This window comes from Streptomyces sp. NPDC087263 (genome assembly GCF_044744645.1).
Lineage (GTDB): Bacteria > Actinomycetota > Actinomycetes > Streptomycetales > Streptomycetaceae > Streptomyces.
This window is the reverse complement of record NZ_JBIUYT010000001.1, coordinates 1004786-1026075: the sequence shown is the minus strand read 5'-3', so window position 1 is coordinate 1026075 and position 21290 is coordinate 1004786. Positions and strand designations below refer to the sequence as shown.

15 protein-coding genes and 1 pseudogene are annotated in these 21290 nt (G+C 72.5%); 3 read left to right on the top strand and 13 right to left on the bottom strand.

The features are described from left to right. Positions 1–8 precede the first annotated feature (8 nt). Entirely contained in the window at positions 9–1208 is a 1200-nt protein-coding gene (locus ACIPC1_RS04520) for an IS701 family transposase (RefSeq protein ID WP_402513123.1), read from the bottom strand. A 142-nt stretch (positions 1209–1350) separates the two neighbouring features. On the opposite strand from ACIPC1_RS04520, the gene ACIPC1_RS04515 reads away from it, so the two are divergent. After that, positions 1351–1977: a TetR family transcriptional regulator gene (locus ACIPC1_RS04515; protein ID WP_402513122.1), complete on the top strand. Its 627-nt coding sequence runs from the start codon at positions 1351–1353 to the stop codon at positions 1975–1977. Positions 1978–2035: 58 nt separating this feature from the next. On the opposite strand, the gene ACIPC1_RS04510 is transcribed toward ACIPC1_RS04515, so the two are convergent. The 11 genes and pseudogenes from ACIPC1_RS04510 to ACIPC1_RS04460 form a co-directional block, all read right to left on the bottom strand. Further along, entirely contained in the window at positions 2036–3406 is a 1371-nt protein-coding gene (locus tag ACIPC1_RS04510) for an MFS transporter (protein ID WP_402513121.1), read from the bottom strand. Between the two features lie 325 nt (positions 3407–3731). Continuing rightward, complete coding sequence (locus ACIPC1_RS04505) at positions 3732–5078, bottom strand: dihydrolipoamide acetyltransferase family protein (protein ID WP_402513119.1); 1347 nt, start codon at positions 5076–5078, stop codon at positions 3732–3734. A 15-nt stretch (positions 5079–5093) separates the two neighbouring features. After that, positions 5094–6068, bottom strand: a complete 975-nt coding sequence (locus tag ACIPC1_RS04500; RefSeq protein WP_384374129.1) for an alpha-ketoacid dehydrogenase subunit beta — start codon at positions 6066–6068, stop codon at positions 5094–5096. Between the two features lie 19 nt (positions 6069–6087). Continuing rightward, positions 6088–7290: a pyruvate dehydrogenase (acetyl-transferring) E1 component subunit alpha gene (gene pdhA / locus ACIPC1_RS04495; RefSeq protein ID WP_402513118.1), complete on the bottom strand. Its 1203-nt coding sequence runs from the start codon at positions 7288–7290 to the stop codon at positions 6088–6090. Beyond that, positions 7275–8354: pseudogene (locus ACIPC1_RS04490) on the bottom strand (serine hydrolase domain-containing protein); the annotation flags it as partial. The pseudogene ACIPC1_RS04490 and the gene pdhA, both read right to left, overlap by 16 nt. Before the next feature lie 204 nt (positions 8355–8558). Next, positions 8559–9227 carry an HAD-IA family hydrolase gene (locus ACIPC1_RS04485; protein WP_402513116.1) on the bottom strand — a complete coding sequence of 223 codons (669 nt, stop codon included), beginning with the start codon at positions 9225–9227 and terminating at the stop codon, positions 8559–8561. Next, positions 9212–10111 (bottom strand): sugar phosphate isomerase/epimerase family protein, encoded by a 900-nt coding sequence (locus ACIPC1_RS04480; RefSeq protein WP_402513114.1) that lies wholly within the window; start codon positions 10109–10111, stop codon positions 9212–9214. The genes ACIPC1_RS04485 and ACIPC1_RS04480 overlap by 16 nt, the downstream gene beginning before the upstream one ends. Continuing rightward, positions 10108–12339 carry an ROK family protein gene (locus ACIPC1_RS04475; RefSeq protein ID WP_402513112.1) on the bottom strand — a complete coding sequence of 744 codons (2232 nt, stop codon included), beginning with the start codon at positions 12337–12339 and terminating at the stop codon, positions 10108–10110. The genes ACIPC1_RS04480 and ACIPC1_RS04475 overlap by 4 nt, the downstream gene beginning before the upstream one ends. Continuing rightward, the gene (locus tag ACIPC1_RS04470) at positions 12336–13562 is read right to left on the bottom strand and encodes a sedoheptulose 7-phosphate cyclase (RefSeq protein ID WP_402513110.1); all 1227 of its coding nucleotides are present in this window, start codon (positions 13560–13562) and stop codon (positions 12336–12338) included. The genes ACIPC1_RS04475 and ACIPC1_RS04470 overlap by 4 nt, the downstream gene beginning before the upstream one ends. A 185-nt stretch (positions 13563–13747) precedes the next feature. Further along, on the bottom strand, positions 13748–14698 hold the full coding sequence (locus ACIPC1_RS04465; protein ID WP_402513109.1) for an aldo/keto reductase: 951 nt from the start codon (positions 14696–14698) through the stop codon (positions 13748–13750). 49 nt (positions 14699–14747) lie between these two features. Further along, complete coding sequence (locus ACIPC1_RS04460; RefSeq protein WP_402513107.1) at positions 14748–16415, bottom strand: FAD-binding protein; 1668 nt, start codon at positions 16413–16415, stop codon at positions 14748–14750. Between the two features lie 394 nt (positions 16416–16809). Between ACIPC1_RS04460 and ACIPC1_RS04455 the strand changes: the two genes are divergently transcribed. Next, the gene (locus ACIPC1_RS04455) at positions 16810–17925 is read left to right on the top strand and encodes a nitroreductase/quinone reductase family protein (RefSeq protein ID WP_402513105.1); all 1116 of its coding nucleotides are present in this window, start codon (positions 16810–16812) and stop codon (positions 17923–17925) included. 38 nt (positions 17926–17963) lie between these two features. Further along, positions 17964–19640: an AMP-binding protein gene (locus ACIPC1_RS04450; RefSeq protein WP_402513103.1), complete on the top strand. Its 1677-nt coding sequence runs from the start codon at positions 17964–17966 to the stop codon at positions 19638–19640. Between the two features lie 180 nt (positions 19641–19820). Here ACIPC1_RS04450 and ACIPC1_RS04445 read toward each other — a convergent pair whose 3' ends face one another. Beyond that, entirely contained in the window at positions 19821–21080 is a 1260-nt protein-coding gene (locus tag ACIPC1_RS04445; protein WP_402513101.1) for an MFS transporter, read from the bottom strand. Positions 21081–21290 lie beyond the last annotated feature (210 nt).

Here is a 21290-nt window from a genome sequence, read left to right as displayed (position 1 = left end):
GCGGAGTCTCAGGCGGCCTGCATGTGGGGCGTCCGGGTGGCCGGGGCGCCGGACAGCAGGCCGTAGGCGTAGGCGGCCGAGACGAGTGTCATATGGCGGTGCCAGCCCGGGTAGGAGCGCCCCTCGAAGTCGAGCAGGCCGTAGTGCTCGCCCAGGGTTTCCACCGTCTCCAGCGCACCGCCGTGCAGTCCGGCAAGAGCCAGCAGGTCCGTCATCCTGCGGTCGGGCAGGTTGGTGAGCCAGATCTGTCCCAGCCGCTGCCGGGCGGCGTCCCACTCCGCGAAGACCCGGCCCACGGAGGAGACCCGGCCGCCGTCGGGGCGCAGGCCCGCTATCTCCGCCGGGCTGGAGATGACCTGAAGCCGCCGGGGCAGGCCGTCCGGCCCGGTCGTCATCGCCACGTCCGGGTGCCGGGTGCCGCCCTGGAGCAGCAGTTGGCGGGCCGACACCGGAGAGACGGGCTCACGGCTCGGCCGTCCGGTGCGCGGCTCACGGACGAGGGGCAGCTGGCCGCCGACGGCCAGTACGAAGCCGTGTCCCCGGCCGTGCAGCCGCTCGATCAGCGGGCGCACATCCGTCACCGTGGCCATGTCGGCGACGACCGGCGACGGGGTGAGCCCGGGCTGCGCGGCCAGCGCCTCGACGAGCCCCAGGGCGTGCGACCACAGTGGCTGCGGCTTTACCTGGTCCGGAACGCGGGCCCGCCGGCGGGCCTCCTCGTCGCCCGCCCACCGCTCGGGCAGGTGCAGCCGCCAGTCGACGGGTATCTGCTCGCCGCTGCCGGCGAGGAAGATCGCCACGCCGAGCTGGCAGTTGACGGTGCGGCCCTGTTCCCGGATGAAGCGGCGGTGTACGCCGACCGAGTGGGCGCCGCGCTTGGGCAGCACCGTCGGGGCGATGGTCCACGCCCGGGGCCGGAGCAGCCGTTGGTCGACCCACCGGACCAGTTCCTGTCTGGTCGCCTCCCACTCCCAGGGGCTCGCGTTGACGAACTGTTGCAGCGACTGCGACGCCGTGGGCGACGAGGTCACCGTTTCCGCCATGCGGCGCACCGACTTCTTGCCCGGTGTCGCGAGCAGGCCGTGCACATAAACGCGCCCCCACCTCTGCTGGTCCACTCGCGGCAGATGCCCGAACAGCTGCTGGCTGAACGCTGCGAATGCCGCGGGACTGTTCCGCTGACGCCGTGTCTCTCGAATCGCCGACACTTCATCCCCCTTCGTGCGGTGCGATCCCGACGAACGAGAGAATCATAGAGAACGTTCTCTTTGTTTTGGGTCAAGATTCGACTACTTTGGCGAGTCGGGGGCTTCGGGCCCGGTGGACGCCGGGCGGAAAGAGAGCCAGTCCATGCAGGAAAGAGCCGCACAGACACAGCAAGCCCTGATCCAGGCAGCGGCAGCCGAGTTCGACCGCAGAGGGTACGAGGGTGCCTCGCTCGCCCGGATCAGCAAGAGAGCGCGCACCTCGATGGGGGCACTGACCTTTCACTTTCCGACGAAGGGAGCGCTGGCCGACGCCGTGCGGGCCGCGGGTCATCAGACCGTCGCTCCGGTGGCGCGGGGTGTCGTGAGCGAGGCGCGGGCCCCGCTGGTGGCGCTCGCGGACCTGACCTGCACCCTGGTGCGGATCCTGGAGAGCGACGTGGTCGCCCGGGCGGCGGTACGGCTGGAGCGCGACACACCGTACGGCGGACCGGACGCGGAACTCGCCCTGGAGTGGACGCGGGCGCTGCGGATCCTGCTGGAACGCGCGGCCGACGCGGACGAACTGCGGCCGGGGGTGCTGCCGGACACCGTCGCGGTCCTGCTCGCCTGGCTGGTCGAGGGCAGTTGCGCGGAGAGCGCCCGGGGCGGGCCGGAGCGGCCCGGGCGCGGAGGCCCGTTCCGGGGCGTCGCGCCGGACAGCGTCTGGGAGTTGGTGCTGCACGGGGTGAGCGCCGTGCAGCAGCCCCCGGGGCGCCCGGGTGCCGGATGACGACGTGTGCGGGGCCCTCGCCACGAACGAGGGCCCCGCACACGAATCCGTCCGGTCGTCAGCTCCGGACCGACTGGGCGGCCGGTGTTCCCGTGGGTGCGAGGTCCGCGGTGCGGTGGCCGGACCGCGCCGCCAACTCCCTCTGGACCTCCGCCAGGGACCGGTTCTTGGTCTCGGGGACCGTCCGGAGCACGAACACCACGGCGCCGGCGGAAACCGTGGCGAAGAACCAGAACACCCAGCTCTCCCCGAGGAGGTCCGCGGCAGGCAGGAACATCTGCCCCACGACGAAGTTGGCGGACCAGTTGACCAGCGCGCACACCGCACCGCCGCGGGCCCGGGCCTCGGGCGGGAACAGCTCGGCGGCCAGGATCCAGAAGACCGGGCCGAGCCCGATCGCGAACGCCGCCACGTAGGTGACCATGAAGATCAGCGCCGTCACGTTGGTCACCGGGCTCGTGGGCAGGCCGAGCACCACACCCAGGGCGACGAGTGAGAGGGCCATGCCGCCGAGGGAGAACAGCAGCAGCGGGCGGCGGCCGGCCCGGTCGATCAGCGGGACCGCCGCGATCGTCATGACCACGTTCACGACACCGATGACGACCGAGTACGTGATCGAGTTGGCCGCGGGCAGACCGGCGCGGGCCATGATGCTCGGGGCGTAGTAAATGATGCTGTTGATGCCGCCGAACTGCTGGACGGCGGCGAGCGTCACCCCGACGACCAGCGCCGACCGCGCTGCCGGGGAGCTGAGCACGGCGGCGGTCGGGCGCGGGGCGCGATCGGTCGCGGTGCGCCCGCGCAGCCATTCCGGGCTCTCGGGGATCGCCAGGGTGCCCAGCAGCATGGCGATGGACGGCACGAGCCCGACGGCGAACATGGCCCGCCAGTCGGCGCTGTCGGCGTACCACAGGTTGATCAGGAACGAGATCAGGATCCCGACGGTGAGCAGGATCTGGTTGGCCGTCACCAGGCGCCCGCGCAGCCGCGGCGGGGCGATCTCGGTGAGGTACAGCGGTACGACGGTCGACGCGCCGCCCACCGCGAGCCCGAGCACCGCGCGCGCCGCGAGGAGCGTGGCGAAGCCGCCGGCCAGCACGGCGGCGAGCAGACCCAGGGTGAAGGTCAGCGAGATCGCCACGAGCACCTTCTTGCGACCGAACCGGTCCGCGGGGCCCGCGCTGCCCAGCGCGCCCACGGCGGCGCCCAGCAGCAGCGCCGAGATGACGGAGCCCTCCTGGAAGGAGTTGAGGCCGAAGTCGGTCCTGATGAACAGCAGGGCTCCGGAGATCACCCCGGTGTCGAAGCCGAACAGCAGTCCGCCCAGCGCCACCACCCCGGTGAACAGTCCCAGCCGGGCGGGGGAGGGCGCTTGGCCCGCGCCGGGGGAGAGCGGCCCGGACGGTGGGCGGGGAACGTCGAGCATCATCGTCCTCTTCCTGTCACGAGGTCCCGGCGGAGAAGGGCGTCCGAGCGGGGGGATGGGTGCGGCCGTCAGGCGGCCGGGCTGGTTCTGTCGGTGGGAGTGGTGGGAGTGGTGGGAGTGGTGGGAATGGGTGGGGTCGGTTCGGTGTCGGTGGTCTGGCGCGGGTGAGGGGTGCTCTGGGGGTGCGTGGAGCAGTGGGGTCGGTTCGGGCTCGAGGGGTGGGGCGTGGGTGGTCTGGCACGGGTGCGGGTGCGGGTGCGGGTGAGGGGGGCTGGGGGTGCGTGGAGTGGTGGGAGCGGTCGGCGGGTGGGCCGTGGGGACCGGGTGGTCAGGCGCGGGTGAGTAGTAGCTCGGGGTCGTGGAGGAGGGCCGCGGTGTCGGCGAGGACTCGGGAACCCAGTTCGCCGTCGACGAGTCGGTGGTCGAAGGAGAGGGCCAGCGTGGTGACCTGGCGCGGGACGACCTTGCCGCGGTGCACCCACGGCCGGGGGCCGATGGCGCCGAGGGCGAGGATGGCCGACTCCCCGGGGTTGAGGATCGGCGTTCCGGTGTCGATGCCGAACACCCCGATGTTGGTGAGCGTCACGGTCCCGCCCCGCAGGGCGGCGGGCGCCGTCCGGCCCTCCTTCGCGGTGGCCACCAACTCCCCCAGGGCTGCGGCGAGTTCCGGCAGCGTCATCCGGTCGGCGTCCTCGATCGTGGGAACCAGCAGACCGCGCGGGGTGGCGGCGGCGACGCCGAGGCCGACCCGGTGCTTCAGCACGATCTCCTGGCGCTCCTCGTCCCAGGAGGCGTTGATCTCCGGGTTGCGCCGCACCGCGACCAGGAACGCCTTGGCCGCCAGCAACAGCGGCCCGACCCGCAGCCCCGCCATGTCGGGGTGCCCCTTGAGCTTGCGGACCAGCTTCATCGTGCGGGTGACGTCGACGGTGACGAACTCCGTGACGTGCGGCGCGGTGAAGGCACTGGCCACCATCGCCCGGGCGGTGGCCCGGCGCACTCCGGTGACCGGTACGCGGGTCTCGTCGGGCGACGCCGGCGAGGGTTCGGCGGGCGGTGCCCCGGCGGGGGCGGGTGCCGTCGGCGCTGGTTGCCGTGGCGCGGCGGCCGCCTGCACGTCCTCGCGGGTGACGTCCCCGCGAGGCCCGGTGGGCACGACCGCCCTCAGATCCACGCCCAGGTCCTTCGCGAGCTTGCGCACCGGCGGCTTCGCGGCCGGCAGGGCGGAGGCCGGCGACCCGCTGGGCACGGGCGCGGGGGTCGCCGGCGGGGTGGAGCCGACGGCCGGGGTCGCGGTGCCGTTGCGCCGGCGGGTCCGCCTGGCCGGGGTCGCGGGCGCGGCGCCGTAACCGACCAGCACGGGCGTACGTTCGGCCGGAGCCGCCTCCCCGGCCTCGGATTCCGCCGCCGGCGCCGTCGGCTGGGTGTCCACCGTGATGATGGGCGCGCCGACGTCGACGGTGCTCCCTTCGGGGAAGCACAGCTCGCGGACCACGCCCGCGAAGGGCACGGGCAGTTCGACGGCGGCCTTGGCCGTCTCGACCTCGCAGACGGTCTGGCCGTCCGCGACCGTGTCGCCGGGCCTGACCAGCCAGCGGATGATCTCCGCGTCCTGGAGCCCCTCGCCCACGTCGGGCATCCGGAACTCCCGGTAGCGCTGGGGGGTTTCCGTCATCGTCAGCACAACTCCTCAGTGGGCGAGCGCACGGTCGACGGCGTCGAGCACGCGGTCGATCCCGGGGAGGTACTCGTCCTCCAGCCGGGAGGGCGGATAGGGGCTGTGGTACGCGCCGACCCTCAGGACCGGGGCCGACAGGTGGTAGAAGCAGTGCTCGGTGACATGGGCGGCGATCTCCGCGCCCGCGCCGAAGAAGACCGGCGCCTCGTGGGCGACCACCAGTCGCCCGGTCCTGCGCACCGAGTCCTGGACGGTGTCGAAGTCGATCGGCGAGATCGAGCGGAGGTCGACGACCTCCAGGTCCCGCCCCTCCTCGGCCGCCGCGGCCGCCGCGTTCAGGCAGGTCGCCACCATCGGTCCGTAGGCGGCCAGCGTGAGGTCGGCACCCGGGCGTACCACCCGTGCGGTGTGCGCGGGCAGTTGCGTGCCGGCGGCCGGTTCGGGGTCCACCTCGCCCTTCTCGTAGTACCGCCGCTTGGGCTCGAAGAAGACGACCGGGTCGTTGCTGCGGATCGCCTCCTGGAGCATCCAGTACGCGTCCGAGGGGTTCGAGGGAGACATCACGCGCAGGCCCGCCACATGCGCGAACAAGGCTTCGGGGGACTCCGAGTGGTGCTCGACCGCGCCGATGCCGCCGCCGTACGGAATGCGGATGACGACCGGCAGGCGCACCAGGCCGCGTGAGCGGGCGTGCATCTTGGCGAGCTGGGTGACGATCTGGTCGTAGCCGGGGAAGACGAAGCCGTCGAACTGGATTTCCACGATCGGCCGGTAGCCGCGCAGGGCCAGGCCGATGGCCGTGCCGACGATGCCCGACTCGGCGAGCGGCGAGTCCATCACGCGGTCCTCGCCGAAGTCCTTCTGTAGCCCGTCGGTCACCCGGAACACGCCGCCGAGCCTGCCGACGTCCTCGCCCATGACCAGCGTCCGGGGATCGGACGCCAGCGCGGTGCGCAGTGATGTGTTGAGGGCCGTCACGAGGGTCATGCGGGTGGCTGCCACGGCCTCACACCTCCTCGGCGAAGGACGCCTGGTAGGCCGCGAACGCGGCACGGTCCCGGTCCACCCCGGAGTGGGGCTCGGCGTAGACGTGGGCGAACAGTTCCTCGTGGCCCGGGGCGCCCATGGTCCGTACGCCCTCCCGGACTTGGGCGGCCAGCACCTCACCCGCCACCGCCACCTCGGCGAAGAAGGCGTCGTCGGCCAGGCCCTCGCGGCGCAGCAGCCGTTCGAGCCGGTGCAGCGGATCCTTGGCCCGCCAGCTCTCCACCTCCGCGGCGTCCCGGTACCGGGACGGGTCGTCGGAGGTGGTGTGGGCGCCCATCCGGTACGTGAACGCCTCGATGAGGAACGGCCCCCGGCCGGACCGCGCGTGCTCCAGCGCGGCGCGGGTCACCGCCAGCACGGCCAGGACGTCGTTGCCGTCGACGCGCACGCCGGGGAAGCCGTAACCCTGGGCGCGCTGGTACAGGGGCACCCGGGTCTGCCGCTCGTTCGGTTCGGAGATCGCCCACTGGTTGTTCTGGCAGAAGAACACGACGGGTGCGTCGTACACGGCGGCGAAGTTGAACGCCTCCGCCACGTCTCCCTGGCTGGTGGCCCCGTCGCCGAAGTACGCGACGACCGCCGAGTCCGCGCCGTCCTTGGTCACTCCACAGGCGTATCCGGTGGCGTGCAGGGTCTGCGAGCCGATGACCAGCGTGTAGAGGTGGAAGCCGTGCTCGTCCGGATCCCAGGCCCCGTGGTCGACCCCGCGGAAGAGCCGCAGCAGGGCCAGCGGATCCACTCCGCGGCCCAGCGCCACCGCGTGTTCGCGGTAGCTGGGGAAGACCTGGTCCCCCTCGCGCAGCGCCCGCACCGACCCGACCTGGGCCGCCTCCTGGCCGAGCAGGGAGGGCCACAGGCCCAGCTCGCCCTGGCGCTGCAGGGTGACCCCTTCGGCGTCGAAGCGGCGGGCGACGGCCATGTCCCGGTACAGCGAGCGCAGTTCCTCCGGCCCGAGCTCGCACTGGTACTCGGGATGCGACACCCGCTTGCCCTGCGGGGTGAGCAGCCGTATGCCGTCGCTGCTCATCGGTCGCCGCCGATGCCCAGTTCTGTCATCGCGCCGGCCACGGCCTTGACCAGGGAGGAGGCCCGCTTGTCGTCCGGACCGAGGGCGATGAGCCGGTTCATGACGTACGAGACGCCGGCCGCCGCGCGCGGCCATGCCTGGTTGGCGGAGCCGCCGGCGCCGTCGTGGCCGAAGGAATCGCCGTCGACGGTGGGACGCGGGTTGGTGCGCAGCCGGTAGCCGCCTCCCCCGTACACCATCGGCACGTCGATGAGCTGGTCGACCTTGCTGACCCGGGGCGCCCGGGCCTCGTCGAGCAGCGTGCGCGAGAGCAGCACGGGCTGCTCCTCGGCCGGCCGGGCGGCGTCGGAGGCGAGGATGCCGTACAGCTTGGCGAAGCCGCGGGCCGAGCCGAAGACGTTGGCGGCCGGGACGAGGGTGAAGCGGCGGCCCGGGCGGTTCCAGATGTCCTCGTCCTCGGGGAACGGGACGGGGTTCTGCCAGATCCGCTGGGTGAGCGGGTCCTCGCTGGTGAAGTAGCCGCCGAACTGCTCGCGGAAGCCGATCCCGTACTCGGTGCGGGCGACCCGGCCCTCCTGCTCCGGGGTGATGCCGAAGGAGACGTCGATCCCGAGCGGGACCGCGATCTCCTCGGCGAAGAATCGGTTCAGCCGCCGCCCGTCGACGCGGCGGATCACCTCGGCGATGATCCACCCGGTCGCCCATGGCCCGTACAGGATGCCCTCGGCGCGTGGGTCGCTCTCCGGCTCCTGGTCGGCGAGCAGCTTGGCCATCGCCTCCGGGTCGCCGAGGTCGTCCTGCGAGAGCCGTACGGCCACGGCGGGCATCCGGGCGGTGAAGGTCACCACCTCGCGCACGGTGATGGCGCCCTTGCCCTTGGCCGCGAACTCCGGCCAGTAGTGCGCGACCGGCTTGTCCAGCTCGACGGCTCCCCGGTCGACGAGCAGCAGCAGGGCGGTGGCCAGGACGCCCTTGCTGCCGGAGAAGATCAGCTGGAGGGTGTCGGCGTCCCAGGGCCGGCCGGTGGTGGGATCGGCGGGGCCGCCCCACAGGTCCACGACCAGCTCCCCGCCCAGCGTCACGGCGAGGGCGGCGCCCTGCTCGTCCCGCTCGGCGAAGTTGCGCGCGAACTCCTCGCGTACGGCTTCGAATCCCGGTGCCACGTGGCCGGAGATGACGGCTTCCTTCGATGTGAGCATGGCGATCGCACTCCGATCGGTGTTGAGGTGAGTTGAGACGGGCGACAGCCCGCAGTGGAGGGTGGAGCTGACGCTGACGCTGACGCTGACGCTGACGCTGACGCTGACGCTGACGCTGACGCTGACGCTGACGCTGACGCTGACGCCGACGCCGAGGGTGCGGACGGTCGTTGACGACGCGTCAGAACCTGTCGGCGGCGGGGGTCACAGGGTCACGCCCGCGTGTGTGGGGAGCGCCAGCCGCAGGCCGTCGCCGCTGTCGGCGACGGTGGCGTCCCGGTAGTCGGTGATGCGTGGGCGGCCCTCGGCCGCGCTGCCGCCGTGCGGGCCGACCACCACGGTGTAGCCGCCCGCGGCCCGCCCTGCGACCAGGCCCAGTTCGGCGTCCTCGAAGACGATCGTCGCCCTGGGATCGACGCCGAGCCGGCCGGCCGCCGCGAGGTAGCCCTCCGGGTCGGGCTTGCCTCGCCGGACGTCGTCGGCGGTGACGACGACGTCCGGCAGGGGCAGCCCGGCGGCGGCCATGCGCCGCACGGCGAGCTCCCGTCCTGCCGACGTGACCAGGGCCCAGCGGCCCGCGGGCAGCTTGGCCAGCAGCTCGGCGGCGCCCGGCAGGGCGACCGTGCCACGGGTGTCGGCGACGTCCTGGGAGACCAGCCAGGCCGTCTCCGCGTCGACGTCCGTGCCGGGCGGGGCGTGCTCTGCCACCGTCTCGGCGGTGCGCTGTCCGTGTGCGCCGGCCAGGATCGCCGCCGGGTCGAGCCCGTGGCGTGCGGCGAACCGCCGCCAGGTGCGCTCCACCGCCTCGGTCGAGTCGATGAGCGTGCCGTCCATGTCGAACAGCAGCGCCTGCGCGGTCAATACGATGCCCATGTTCCCGCCGTTTCCGTTGTTCCGGCCGCTTCGGCCGTTCCCGTCGCCGCCGTCCTGCCGTGCAGCCGCGTGGCGAGCACCCGGAGCCTGTCCAGGTCCTCGGTGAGGCGGGCGGTGTCACCGCCGCGGTGGTCGTTCTCCAGCACCAGCGCACGCACCGGCCGCCCGTACCGGGCCACCGCGTCGAGCGTGTCGCCGATCGAACCGTCGCCGTCCCCGAGCAGGGGTGTGGTGTCGCTGTCCGCCGGGCCGTCCTTGACGTGGATCTGGTCGGCCAGGTGTGCTCCGGTCGCGGCCACCAGTGCCGCCGGGTCCACGCCCGCCTGCCTCGGGTTGTAGGTGTCCAGCAACAGTCGGAAGGCGGGCGAGGCGACCTGCTCCGCCAGCCACAGCGCGGCTTCGGGCGCCAGCGTGTTCTCGCTGGCCAGCCGGATGCCCACGGCCCCGGCCTGCTCGGCGGCGGCGCGCAGCACCTCGGCGGTGCGGTGCAGCGCGGCCTCGCCGTCGATCGCGCTCTGCCGGAAACTGGGGACGAACACGAGCGGCGCCCCCAACTCCCCGGCCGCGTCCAGCAGACGGCCGAGAACGTCGCGCACCCGCCCCGCGGCGAGCGTGCCCTGGGCCGCCGTGAGCCCGATGTCGTTGAGGACGTTGCCCGCGAGGCCCAGCGGCAGGACCCCCGCGCACCGGGCGGTACGGGCCAGCCGCGCCAGATGTCCCGGCGCGTCCAGCCACGGGCCCCGCCCGGGTCCGCCGAGGTCGAACTGCACGCCCTTGACCCGGTGGCGGAAGGCGAGGTCCACCGCCGCCTCGCCTCGCCCGGGCAGCCGCCAGTCGGCGAGAGCGGTCAGCGGCTCGGCCTGCGGCTTCCGTTCGCGGGTCATGCCGGCTCGCCCATCCGTACGGCCAGCTTGATGAGCCGGCGCCCCGAGACGACCCGGTCCTGGCCGGCGCCGAGCCGGGACAGCACCGGTACCGCGCCGGCCAGGTCCACCACATGCGTCACCAGGTCGCGGTAGCGCTCGGGGGCGCGGCACAACTCGGCCGCCGCGTACAGCAGATGCTCGCCCGCCACGCCGCGATGGCCCAGGACACGCACCTTGTGCCCGTTCGCCGTCTTCAGCCGGGCGGTGTACGGCGGCTGCGGGAGACCCCCGCAGTTCGCGGCCCGCAGTGCGGCCAGGTCGATGCCGGGCAGCCGTGGGCTGACGGCGGGCCGGGGCAGTCCGCCCACCAGGTCGACCACGGTGTCGGTGCCGGCCGTGGCGTCGAGCGCCAGCTCCAGGCAGGGCAGGGTCGCCGGCGACGGGGTGGCGAGCAGTACCGCGACCGGGCCGTCGCCGAGCGCTTCCCCGAGCCGCTCCGCGGACAGGTCGCCGTACCGCAGCCGTACATCGGCCGCGTACGGGGTCCGGGCGCTCCAGTCCAGGCCACCGCCGGTGTGGTGCACGTGCACGGTCCGTACGTCGGGGCCGTACCAGCGCCGCGCGGTGCGCACGGCGAGGTGTCCGACCGTGCCGTCGCCCATGACGAGGAGCGTGCGGGGGCGGTGCTCGCCCATGGCCAGCGCGGCGTACCGGACCACCGCGAGCGGCTCGATCAGCGCGCCGAGCACGCCCGGTGGGACCTCGGGCAGCGGGAGGACCAGTCCGCCGCGCACCGCCGGGGCGGGGATCAGGGCACGCTCCTGGAGCAGCCCGTCCACGTTGTGTCCCAGCAGGAACGAGGGGTCGGTGGGGTGCGTGGGGTTGACCACGACATGGGTTCCCGGCGTCAGCCGAGGGTCCTCGATCCCGGCGCCGACGGCCACGATGCGGGCGACGCCCTCGTGACCGAGCACCGGTGCGCCGTCGTCGCGCAGGCCGCGCAGCATCTGTAGATCGGTACCGCAGACACCCGCCACCGTCGGGGCGACGAGCAGCTCGCCGGGCCCCGGTTCGGGGGTGGGGAGCGGCGAGAGGTGCAGCCCCGAACCGTCGCGGACCACGGCGTGGTGCCGGGGGACGCGGGCGGCCGAGGGGGTGGGGGCTGCGGAGCCTGCGGGTACGGGGTTTCCGGCGGCGGCCGAGGGGGTGAAGGCCGCTGTTGCTCCCAGGGCTGCGATCCCCGCTCCGATCAGTCCGTTCGCGTCTCCCGGTGCGCAGACGGTGATGCGGTCGGTCAGCCACTGAGGAGCGCGCTCACCCGTGAGGTAGAGGCCCTGGTGGGTGAAGTGCCGGTGCAGGGAGGCCTCGTAGTGCTTGCCGAGGCCGGTCGCGACGCCGCCGGTGACGGCGAGTTCGTCCAGCTCCGGATCGAGGCACAGCGCGGTCCGCAGTACGTCGGCGACGGGGGCCGTCGCCGCGTCCAGCAACTCGGCCGCCAGCTCGTCGGCCGCGTCGAGGGCTCCGCCCAGCGCCGCCTCGAATGCGGTGCCCTGCGCCATCAGCCGGCCCAGCTCCGATGTCCGCCAGCGGTCGGCGTCCCGCTCCCGCAGGACGTCCGCCAGTCGCCGCAGACCCGGCCCGGAGGAGTACGAGGCCACATGGCCCGGACGGCCGCAGTCGCAGTTCAGTTCGGCCGGCGCGCCCGCGATCCGAGCGACCGCGGGGAGATGACCCACCTCGCCCTGGAGCCCGCAGGCGTCCGTGGCGATCGTCCCGGTGCGCAGATCGACCGTGCGGCAGGCGATGCCCGAACTGACGGTCATCAACAGCACCTTGCGGTGCCCTTGGCGCCGGGGCGCCGAGACGAAGTGCAGCAGTGCGGCCGTGACGTCGTTCACCACGTGCCACTCCACGTCGGGCCGCCGCTCCCGCAGCGCGCCCGGCAGGTCCAGCGGGGTCGTCTCGTCGCCGAAGAGCGGTGCCGAGCCGTAGACCATTCCGCTGCGCTGGTCGAGCGCCGCCCCGAAGGAGATGCCGGCCACCGCCCCGGGCCCGGCGGGCACCGCGTCGCAGATGGCCGCCAGCAGCCGCCCCTTCAACTCCTCGACGGACGACTCGGGATGGCGCAGCCGACTGGGCGAGGGCGTGTCCACGACCTCGGCAAGGCCCTCCCGGGGCGACCACAGGGCGTGGCGCACATGGGTTCCGCCCACGTCGAGGACGGCGATCGGACCCCGCCCGCTCACTGGTCCGGCCCGTCCGTCTGGTCCGCGTAGGCGTGTACGAAGTCCAGCGCGCGGGAGAGCTCGGCGGCCGTGATGTCGTTGACGAACACGCAGGACCCGATGCCGTTGGTGAGCGGCAGCCGCTGCAGACCGTCACGGTGCTTGACGGCGTCGGCCAGCCCCACCTGGAGCAGTTCCGGGGTGAACACCGGGTGAGTCAGCGGCAGTCCGGCGGCGGCGATCAGCGCGAGCGCCCGGTGGGCGTCGGCCGTGGACACGTACTGCCGGCCCGCCGCGAGGGCGACGCACACCGCCATGTCGACGCCGACGGCTTCCCCGTGCAGCAGTGGCGGATCGGCGCGCAGTTCCAGCGAGGGGCTGAAGGTGTGGCCGTAGTCGACCGACCGCTCCAGCACGCCCTCCCACAGGTTGGGCTCCAGCTCGTCGAGCATGCCCGCGATGGCCCGTGAGACCACCTCGCTCATCGCCGCCCCGCAGTCCGCCAGCGTGTCGCTGGAGATGTGCGCGACGGTCTCCTCAAGAAGCCGGAACAGGTCCGCGTCCTTGATCAGCGCCATCTTGATGATCTCCGCGAGACCGTTGGCGATGTGCCGTGCCGGCACGGTCCGCAGGAACTCCGGGTCGATCAGGGTGACTTCGGGCGCGTAGTAGGTGCCGAGGCGGTTCTTGTGCGTGCCGTCGTTGACGCCCGTCTTCACACCGACGCCCGCGTCCACCTGGCCGATGAGGGTGGTGGGCACCCGTATGTAGGGGGCGCCCCTGCGGTAGAGGCTGGCCGCCATGCCCACCACGTCCATCAGGACGCCGCCGCCCACCACGACCACGCGCTCGGTCCGGCGCAGGATGCCCATCTCGGTCATGGCCCGGGTCACTTCCACGACCTGTTCCAGCGACTTGGTCTCTTCGTCGCCGGGCATCACCACCCAGGTCGCGTCGGTCCGCCAGGCGTCGAAATACGCGCGCAGCGCTGTGCCGTAGAGCTCGTCCACGACACGGTCGACCACCACCAGGGCACGTACTCCGCCACGGCCGTCGGCGCCCACGGCCTTGGCCAGGGCGGGGTTGGCGGGGCTGAGCAGCCCCCGGGTGAGGGAGATTTCGTAGCCGATGGGCTGCTGCGCCTGGACGTACCAGGTCAGCCCTGGCGGGCGGGGTATGTCGAACGCGGTCGTCAGGCGCGACGGGAGGCGCGACGGCAGGGCTGCCGCCGTGGTCTCGGTCATTGCGGATCTCTCCCACTTCGGGGTCGGCGTCAGTGTGGCGTCGTGAGGGGGGAAGGGCATCGCGTTGGGGGGAGCCCTCAGGGGGGCGTGCCCCGTCGGCGCCGGACCGGGGTTGACCCTGTCGCGGCGCCGACGGGACGGAGTCGGCGGGGATCTCCCGCCGAAGTCGGCTGCGTACCACCGGCTCAGGCTTCGGCGGCACCCAGGGGCTCGGGCAGCGCGTTCAGTTCGGCGATGTCCTCGGCGGTGAGATCGAGGTCGGCACCGCCGGCGTTCTGCTCCAGGTAGCGCTCGGTCTTGGTGCCGGGGATCGGCACGACGTACTCGCCCTTGCTCAGCAGCCAGGCCAGCGCCACCTGCGCGGTGGAGGCGGAGTGCCGTCCGGCCACCGCCGCGACCGTGTCGACGATCGCCTTGTTGTGCGCGAACGCCTCGTCGGTGAAGCGCGGCTGGGTGCTGCGCCAGTCGTCCTTGGGCAGGTCGGCGGCCTTGGCGAAGGCCCCGGTGAGCAGGCCCCGGCCGAGCGGCGAGAAGGGCAGGAAGGCGATGCCCCGCTCGACGGTGTACGGGAGGACGTCGGCGAAGGCGTCCCGGGTGAACAGGGAGGCCTCGGACTCGACCGCCGCGACCTCGTGCACGGACTCCGCCGCGCGTACCTGCTCAAGGGTCACCGCGGACAGGCCCAGCGAGCGGATCTTGCCGGCCGCGACCTGCTCGGCGAGGGCGCCCCAGCTCTCCTCCAGCGGGACGGTCGGGTCCACCCGGTGCAGGAAGTACAGGTCGATGTGGTCCACACCGAGGCGCTGCAGGCTGGCGTCCACGGCGGCCGACAGGTGCTCGGGGCTGCCGTTGAGGTTCAGCCCGTTCTCGTCGACGACCAGGCCGCCCTTGGTGGAGAGCACGACCTCGTCGCGGCGGCCCTTGAGGGCGCGGCCGACGAGTTCCTCGTTGGTGAAGGGGCCGTAGACGTCGGCGGTGTCGATCAGGTTGACGCCGAGGTCGAGGGCGCGGTGGATCACCTTGACGGAGGCGTCGTCGTCCCAGCCGTGCGGGTCGTAGCCGAAGGACATGCCCATGGTGCCGAGGCCGACGCGGCCTACGACCGGACCGTTCTTGCCCAGGGTGGTGGTACGCATTTGGTGTCTCCAGTTCTCTGTGGGGGTGTTGTGTGCGGGTGCGGGTTGGTCAGGGGAGGCGCACGGACTGCCGGTGCCGGAACACGTCGCGCGGGTCCCAGGTCTTCTTGACCTGCTGGAGGCGCGGATAGTTCTGCTTCCAGTACAGGTCGTGCCAGGCGACCGACGAGGTGTTGAACGCCGGGTCGGACAGGTCGCCGTCGGGGTAGTTGATGTAGCAGCCGTCGGACACGCTGTTCGGCACGGGCACACCGCCGGTGTCGGCGTACACGGCGCCGAAGGCCTCGCGGATCCAGCCGACGTTCTTCGCGTCGTCCGCCGCGGCGTACCAGCGGCTCTCGAAGTTCACCTTCATGATCGCGTCACGCTGGGCGACCGCGGTCGCGGTGGGCGAGACGCTCGCGATCCTGCCGCCCGAGGCGGACAGGACGATGCCGGTCATGGTGCTCGGCCCGTCCGTGCTGGTGAGGTGGGTGTACATGGCGTCGATCTGCCGCTGGGGTGTCCGGGTGCGCAGATGGGCCGACTTGTGGCAGCCACGCGTGGTGGGGTCGAGCTGCGTCGGGGAGATCGCGCCGATGTAGCGGGTGCCGCGCAGCCAGGGCATGAGCCGGGTCGAGGTGTACTCCGAGTCGAGTACGCCGTCGTGCCGGGTGGTCGCGGAGTGCAGGCCGAGCGCCTGGTCCATCCCGGCCAGGAAGTCCGACAGCACGCTCGGTGCGTCCGCGAACGAGGCGTCCAGCTGGACCACGGCGCCGAGCGAACCGCTGTCGCGGTGGTTGAGCATCAGCCACGAGTAGAGCGAACCGGCCGTGGTGCCCGCGGTGTTGTGCGTCTCGAACCAGGTGCCCCAGTACTCGACGAGAGCCGCGAACCCGTCCGGGGTGACCTTCTCCCACGGCCAGCCCGCGAGGGTGAGGAAGATCTTGGCGGGTGCCTTCGGCAGCAGGCCTTCGGGAGCGCCGGTGGCCCCGGGCGTACGGAACCAGAAGGCGGTGACGACGCCGAAGCTGCCGCCGCCTCCGCCGGTGTGCGCCCAGAACAGGTCGCGCAGGGCGGCGTCGGTGGAGTCGCGGGCGGCCACGACGCTGCGGGCCGTGCCTGCCGCGTCGACCACGACGACCTCGACCGCGTGGAGGTGGTCGACGGTGAGTCCGTACTGGCGCGAGAGATTGCCGTAGCCACCGCCGGTGACATGGCCGCCGACGCCCACGCTGTGGCAGATACCGGCCGGGAGGGTGACACCCCAGCCCTCGTACAGGGCCTCGTACACGTCCAGCAGGGTGGCCCCGGCCCCGACACGGAAGGCGTTCATCGCGGTGTCGAAGGTGACCGCGTTCATCAGGGACATGTTGATGTTGATCTTCACGTCCGCGTTGAACACGAAGTCCTCGAAGCAGTGGCCGCCGCTACAGACGGAGAGCCGCTTGCCGCCGGTGACCGCCTCCTGCACCGTGGCGACCACGTCGGCGGCGGTGCGGGGCAGCGCTATCTTGTCCGGACTCGACGTCCACCGCTGGTTGTTGCCCGATATCAGGTCCGAGTACCGGGAGTCGGCCGGGGTCACCGAGACTCCCGTCGAGGCCGCGCCGGTCACCGGTGCCGTCACCGTCGAACCGTCCGCCGCCCGTGCGGAGGGCGCCGTCGCCAGCCCGCCCCCGGTCGCTGCCGTGAAAGCGAGCCCGGAGCCCAGACCCACGAACCTACGTCTTTTCAACTCACCCATGTTGACCCCCGTTATCTGGACAATCGCGCGTTTCCTGGAATTCGCTCAACGCGGTTCGGAGAAAGGCGCGGCCGGTACGAATGAACAACGCCGGAGAGGATTCGTTCTCGACGCGGTGCCGTCCTGTCCGGCACTCCGCGCTTTCGTTACTCCGTGCTTGTTCGCCGGTCCTCGGCATTCGGCCGCTGCCCTCGACGGACTCCATCTCAACAGGACGGGATCCCCGGACGCCAACCCATAGCGCCCACTTCGGCATGTCGGGCGACTTCCTGGACTTGCCCTTGTCCGAGCCCGCCGCATGGCCCATGGTCCAGGCGAGACCGGGTGCGAGAACCCGGAGCACACGCGTCCGCCCACGGCGGACCGAGGCCGAACGGAGCGAACCTTGAGCACACTTCCCGGAGCCCGGGCCGTCCACCACATCGCCTACACGGTGCCCGACCTCGAACAGGCGGTGAGCTTCTTCGTCGACGTCATCGGGGCCGAACTCGCCTACCGGCTGGGCCCGGTGGAGGACGCCGAGGGCGACTGGATGACCCGTAAACTCGGTGTCCACCCGCGCGCCTCGGCGCACATCGCGATGCTGCGGCTGGGGCCGGTCGGCAACCTGGAGCTCTTCGAGTACACCGCGCCCGACCAGGACCACGGCCGGCCGCTCAACAGCGACTGGGGCGGGCACCACTTCGCCCTCTACGTCGACGACGTCGACAAGGCGGTCGCGTACCTGCGTGAGGTACCGGGGGTGACCATTCTCGGCGAGCCGGAGACCATCACGGACGGGCCGATCGCGGGGGACCGCTGGGTGTACTTCACCACTCCCTGGGGCCTGCACATGGAACTCATCAACATGCCCGCGGGAATGCCGTTCGAGGAAACGACCACGACCCGCCTCTACCTTCCGGAGGAGAGCTGGGACGCCTACCGCGCCGACAGCGGGACGGATTCGGCCGACGAATCCACACGGGCGCAGACGCAGACGCAGGCACAGACGCAGAATGAGAAGCAGGCAGTGAAAGAAGCACAGACGGTGAAAGAAGCACAGGCAGTGAACGAAGCGGAGACGGCCGTGGACGAAAGCGTCAACAGCAATCCCTTCAACCGGCGGGTGATCGAGGAATTCCGCGCGAGCGGCGGCCGGGTGGCCGACTTCGGGGACGTACCCCTCCTGCTGCTCAGCACCACCGGGCGACGCAGCGGTGCGACCCGGACCACCCCGCTGGTCCACCTGGAGCGGGGCGGCCGCCACATCGTCTTCGCGGCCAACGGCGGCGCCGAGTCGCACCCCGCCTGGTACCAGAACCTGATCGCGGCCGGCACCGGCACCGTGGAGCTGCCGGGACGCCGGTTCGTGGTCAGGCCCGAACCCGTGCCCGCTGCCGAGCAGGAGGAGCTGTGGCGGCTCCAGACCGCGCAGGACCCGAACTTCGCCCAGTTCCGCGGCCGTACGGACCGCGACATCCCGGTCGTCGAACTCGTCCCGGTGGACGGGGCGGCAGGCTGAGCCGGGCCGGCAGCACCCGAGAGAGATGAGGTGACACAGTGTCAGGAACCGACCCCACCGCGGAGTTCAGGGCGGCCCGGGACTTCCTGCTGGCCCACCGCGAGGACTACGCCACGGCCTGCGCGGGCTTCGACTGGCCCCGCCCGGACCACTTCAACTGGGCGCTCGACTGGTTCGACGTCATCGCGGACGGAAACGACCGCACCGCCCTGCACATTGCGGAGGAGGACGGATCCGAGACCCGCCTGTCCTTCGCCGAGCTGTCCGAACGCTCCGACCGGGTCGCCAACTGGCTGCGGGCGCAGGGGATCCGGGCCGGCGACCGGATCCTGATGGTGCTGGGCAATCAGCTGGAACTGTGGGAGACGGCGCTGGCCGCGATGAAGCTGCGCGCCGTTCTCGTCCCGGCCACCCCGTTGCTCGGGGCGGCCGACCTGCGTGACCGGGTGGAGCGCGGCCGGGTACGGCACGCCGTCGTGCGCGCCGGGGACACCGGGAAGTTCGACGAGGTCCCCGGCGACTACACGCGGATCGCCGTCGGTGGCGCGCCCAAGGGCTGGCAGACGTACGAGGACGCGTACGGAGCTCCCGCCGGCTTCGCCCCGGACGGCCCCACCCGGTCCGGCGACCCGCTGCTGCTCTACTTCACCTCCGGTACGACGGACCTGCCCAAACTGGTGGAGCACAGCCATGTGTCGTATCCGGTGGGCCACTTGGCGACGATGTACTGGATCGGGCTCAAGCCCGGTGACGTGCACCTGAACATCTCCTCGCCCGGCTGGGCCAAGCACGCCTGGTCGAACCTCTTCGCGCCGTGGAACGCGGAGGCGACCGTCTTCATCCACAACTACACGCGTTTCGACGCGGGCCGGCTGATGGCGGAGATGGACCGGGCGGGCGTGACGACCTTCTGCGCGCCGCCCACCGTGTGGCGCATGCTCATCCAGGCCGACCTGACCCAGCTGCGCACACCGCCGCGCGAGGCAGTTGCCGCGGGGGAGCCCCTGAACCCCGAGGTCATCGAGCAGGTACGGCGCGCCTGGGGCGTGACCATCCGGGACGGTTTCGGGCAGACGGAGACCGCGGTCCAGGTCTCCAACAGCCCCGGGCAGCCGCTGAAGACGGGCTCGATGGGGCGGCCGAGCCCCGGCTACCGGGTCGAGCTGCTCGACCCCGTCTCCGGTGCACCGGGTGCTCAGGAGGGCGAGATCGCGCTGGACCTGTCGGATCGCCCGGTGGGCCTGATGACCGGCTACCACGGCGACGCGGACCGTACGGCGGAGGCCATGGCGGGCGGCTACTACCGCACCGGCGACATCGGCTCCCGTGACGCCGACGGCTACATCACCTACGTGGGCCGCTCCGACGACGTGTTCAAGGCCTCCGACTACAAGATCTCCCCGTTCGAGCTGGAGAGCGCACTCCTGGAGCACGAGGCGGTGGCCGAGACGGGCGTGGTGCCCGCGCCGGACGAGCTGCGCCTCGCGGTGCCGAAGGCGTACGTCGTCCTGGCGGCGGGCTGGGAGCCGGGCCCCGACACCGCGAAGGTGCTGTTCGCGCACTCGCGTGCGGTGCTCGCCCCGTACAAGCGCATCCGCCGCCTGGAGTTCGGCGAACTGCCCAAGACCGTGTCCGGCAAGATCCGCCGTATCGAGCTGCGCGAGGCGACGGCCGCGGGCTCGGACGCCGAGTACCGCGAGGAGGACTTCCGCTGAGTTCACGACGGTGCGGCCGCCACCCGTCCGGGGTTGGCGGCCGCACCGCGTTGTCGCCGTGTGGCGGGGGTGCCGGCCGAGGCCGTTGTCGCCGTGCGGCGGGGGGTGCCGGCCGAGGCCGTTGTCGTCCTGCGACGGGCGCGCGGGCAGACGGGCGTACGGACCGTGGCTCCACGGGTGTCACCCGCCGACGACGGCCACTTCCGTGGACGGATCCGGGGCACCGGGGGAGACCTCGGCGACGCCCCGCGGCGGCTTCATACGGCGCAGCGCCCATACGAGGGGCAGTGTCGCCCCGCAGATCCCCGCCGCGGCCAGCGGCAGACCCGCGACCCCGTACCGCGTACCGAACCACCCGGCGAGGGCGGACCCCGCCGCGATGCCCGCGTTTCCCGCGGAGGCGCCCAGTGTCGAGGCGAGATCTCCGCCGGGGCCGGCCAGTTCGATGGTCCGCAGTTGCAGCGCGGGCGCCAGGCCGAAGCCGAACAGCCCGAACACGGCCAGTGCGAGGGCGGTCGGCACGGGATGGCCGCCGACCAGGAACAGCACACCCAGGTCGGCCGTCAGCACCACGCCGGCCACCACCAGTGTCGTACCGGCGTCCCGGTCGGCGAAGCGGCCGCCCACCAGCGTGCCCACCGACCCGGCGGCGCCGAACACCAGGAGGAAGACGCCGACCGCGCCGCCGGACACTCCGGTGACGCGCTGGAGGTAGGTGCCGAGCAGGGTGAACACGGTGAACTGGCCGCAGAACAGCAGGACTCCGGTGCCCAGGGCCAGCAGTGCGGGCCGGGTCAGCACATGCCGGGTCTGCGCGCCCAGCGCACCGTGCCCGCTGTTCGCCACCTGCGGGACCACCGCGAGGGTGAGACCGAGGGCGACGCATCCGAGTACGGCGATCCCCGCGAACACCCACTGCCACGGCAGCACATGGCCCGCGTAGGTGGCCAGCGGCACCCCCAGCAGGTTGGCCGCGGCGATGCCGCCGAAGACCACGGCCACCGCGCGCCCCTTGCGGTCGGGTCCGACCAGGCTCGCGGCGGCCGCCGACGCGACACCGACGAACAGCCCGTGCACCGCTCCCGCGACCGCCCGCACCACGAGGAGCGCGGTGAATCCGTCCGCGACCGCGGCCATGCCGTTGGCCAGTGTGTACAGCGCCAGCGCGGCACAGAGCAGGAACCGGCGCGGGAGCCGGATCGTCAGCGCGGTCAGCGCGGGGCCGCCGACACACACGCCGAGCGCGTAGGCGGTGACCAGCAGACCGACGGTACCCACGGACACGTGCAGCCCGGTGGAGATCCGGTCCAGCACGCCGACCACGACGAACTCGGCGGTGCCGACCACGAACGCGCTCAGTCCAAGGACGGCGAGGGCGCGCGCCTCCCGTCGCCCGGGCGGACGGGCTGTCGGCGGACGGGTCACAACGGCCCGTGGCATGGCGGACTCCTCGCGGTCGTACGGCAATGGGATACGCCGCAAGGACACCAGCACGGGCGCCCGCCTGTCGCCGCCGACTGCCCCAAGTAGTCCCGAATTCCCGGGAGTCGAAGCGCCCGGAGCAGAGCGCAGCGAGGGAGCCGACGACGCGGCCGCACGGCGGGCCCATGCCCGCCTGTGCGGCCGTGGTCCGCCTGTGCGGCCGTGGTC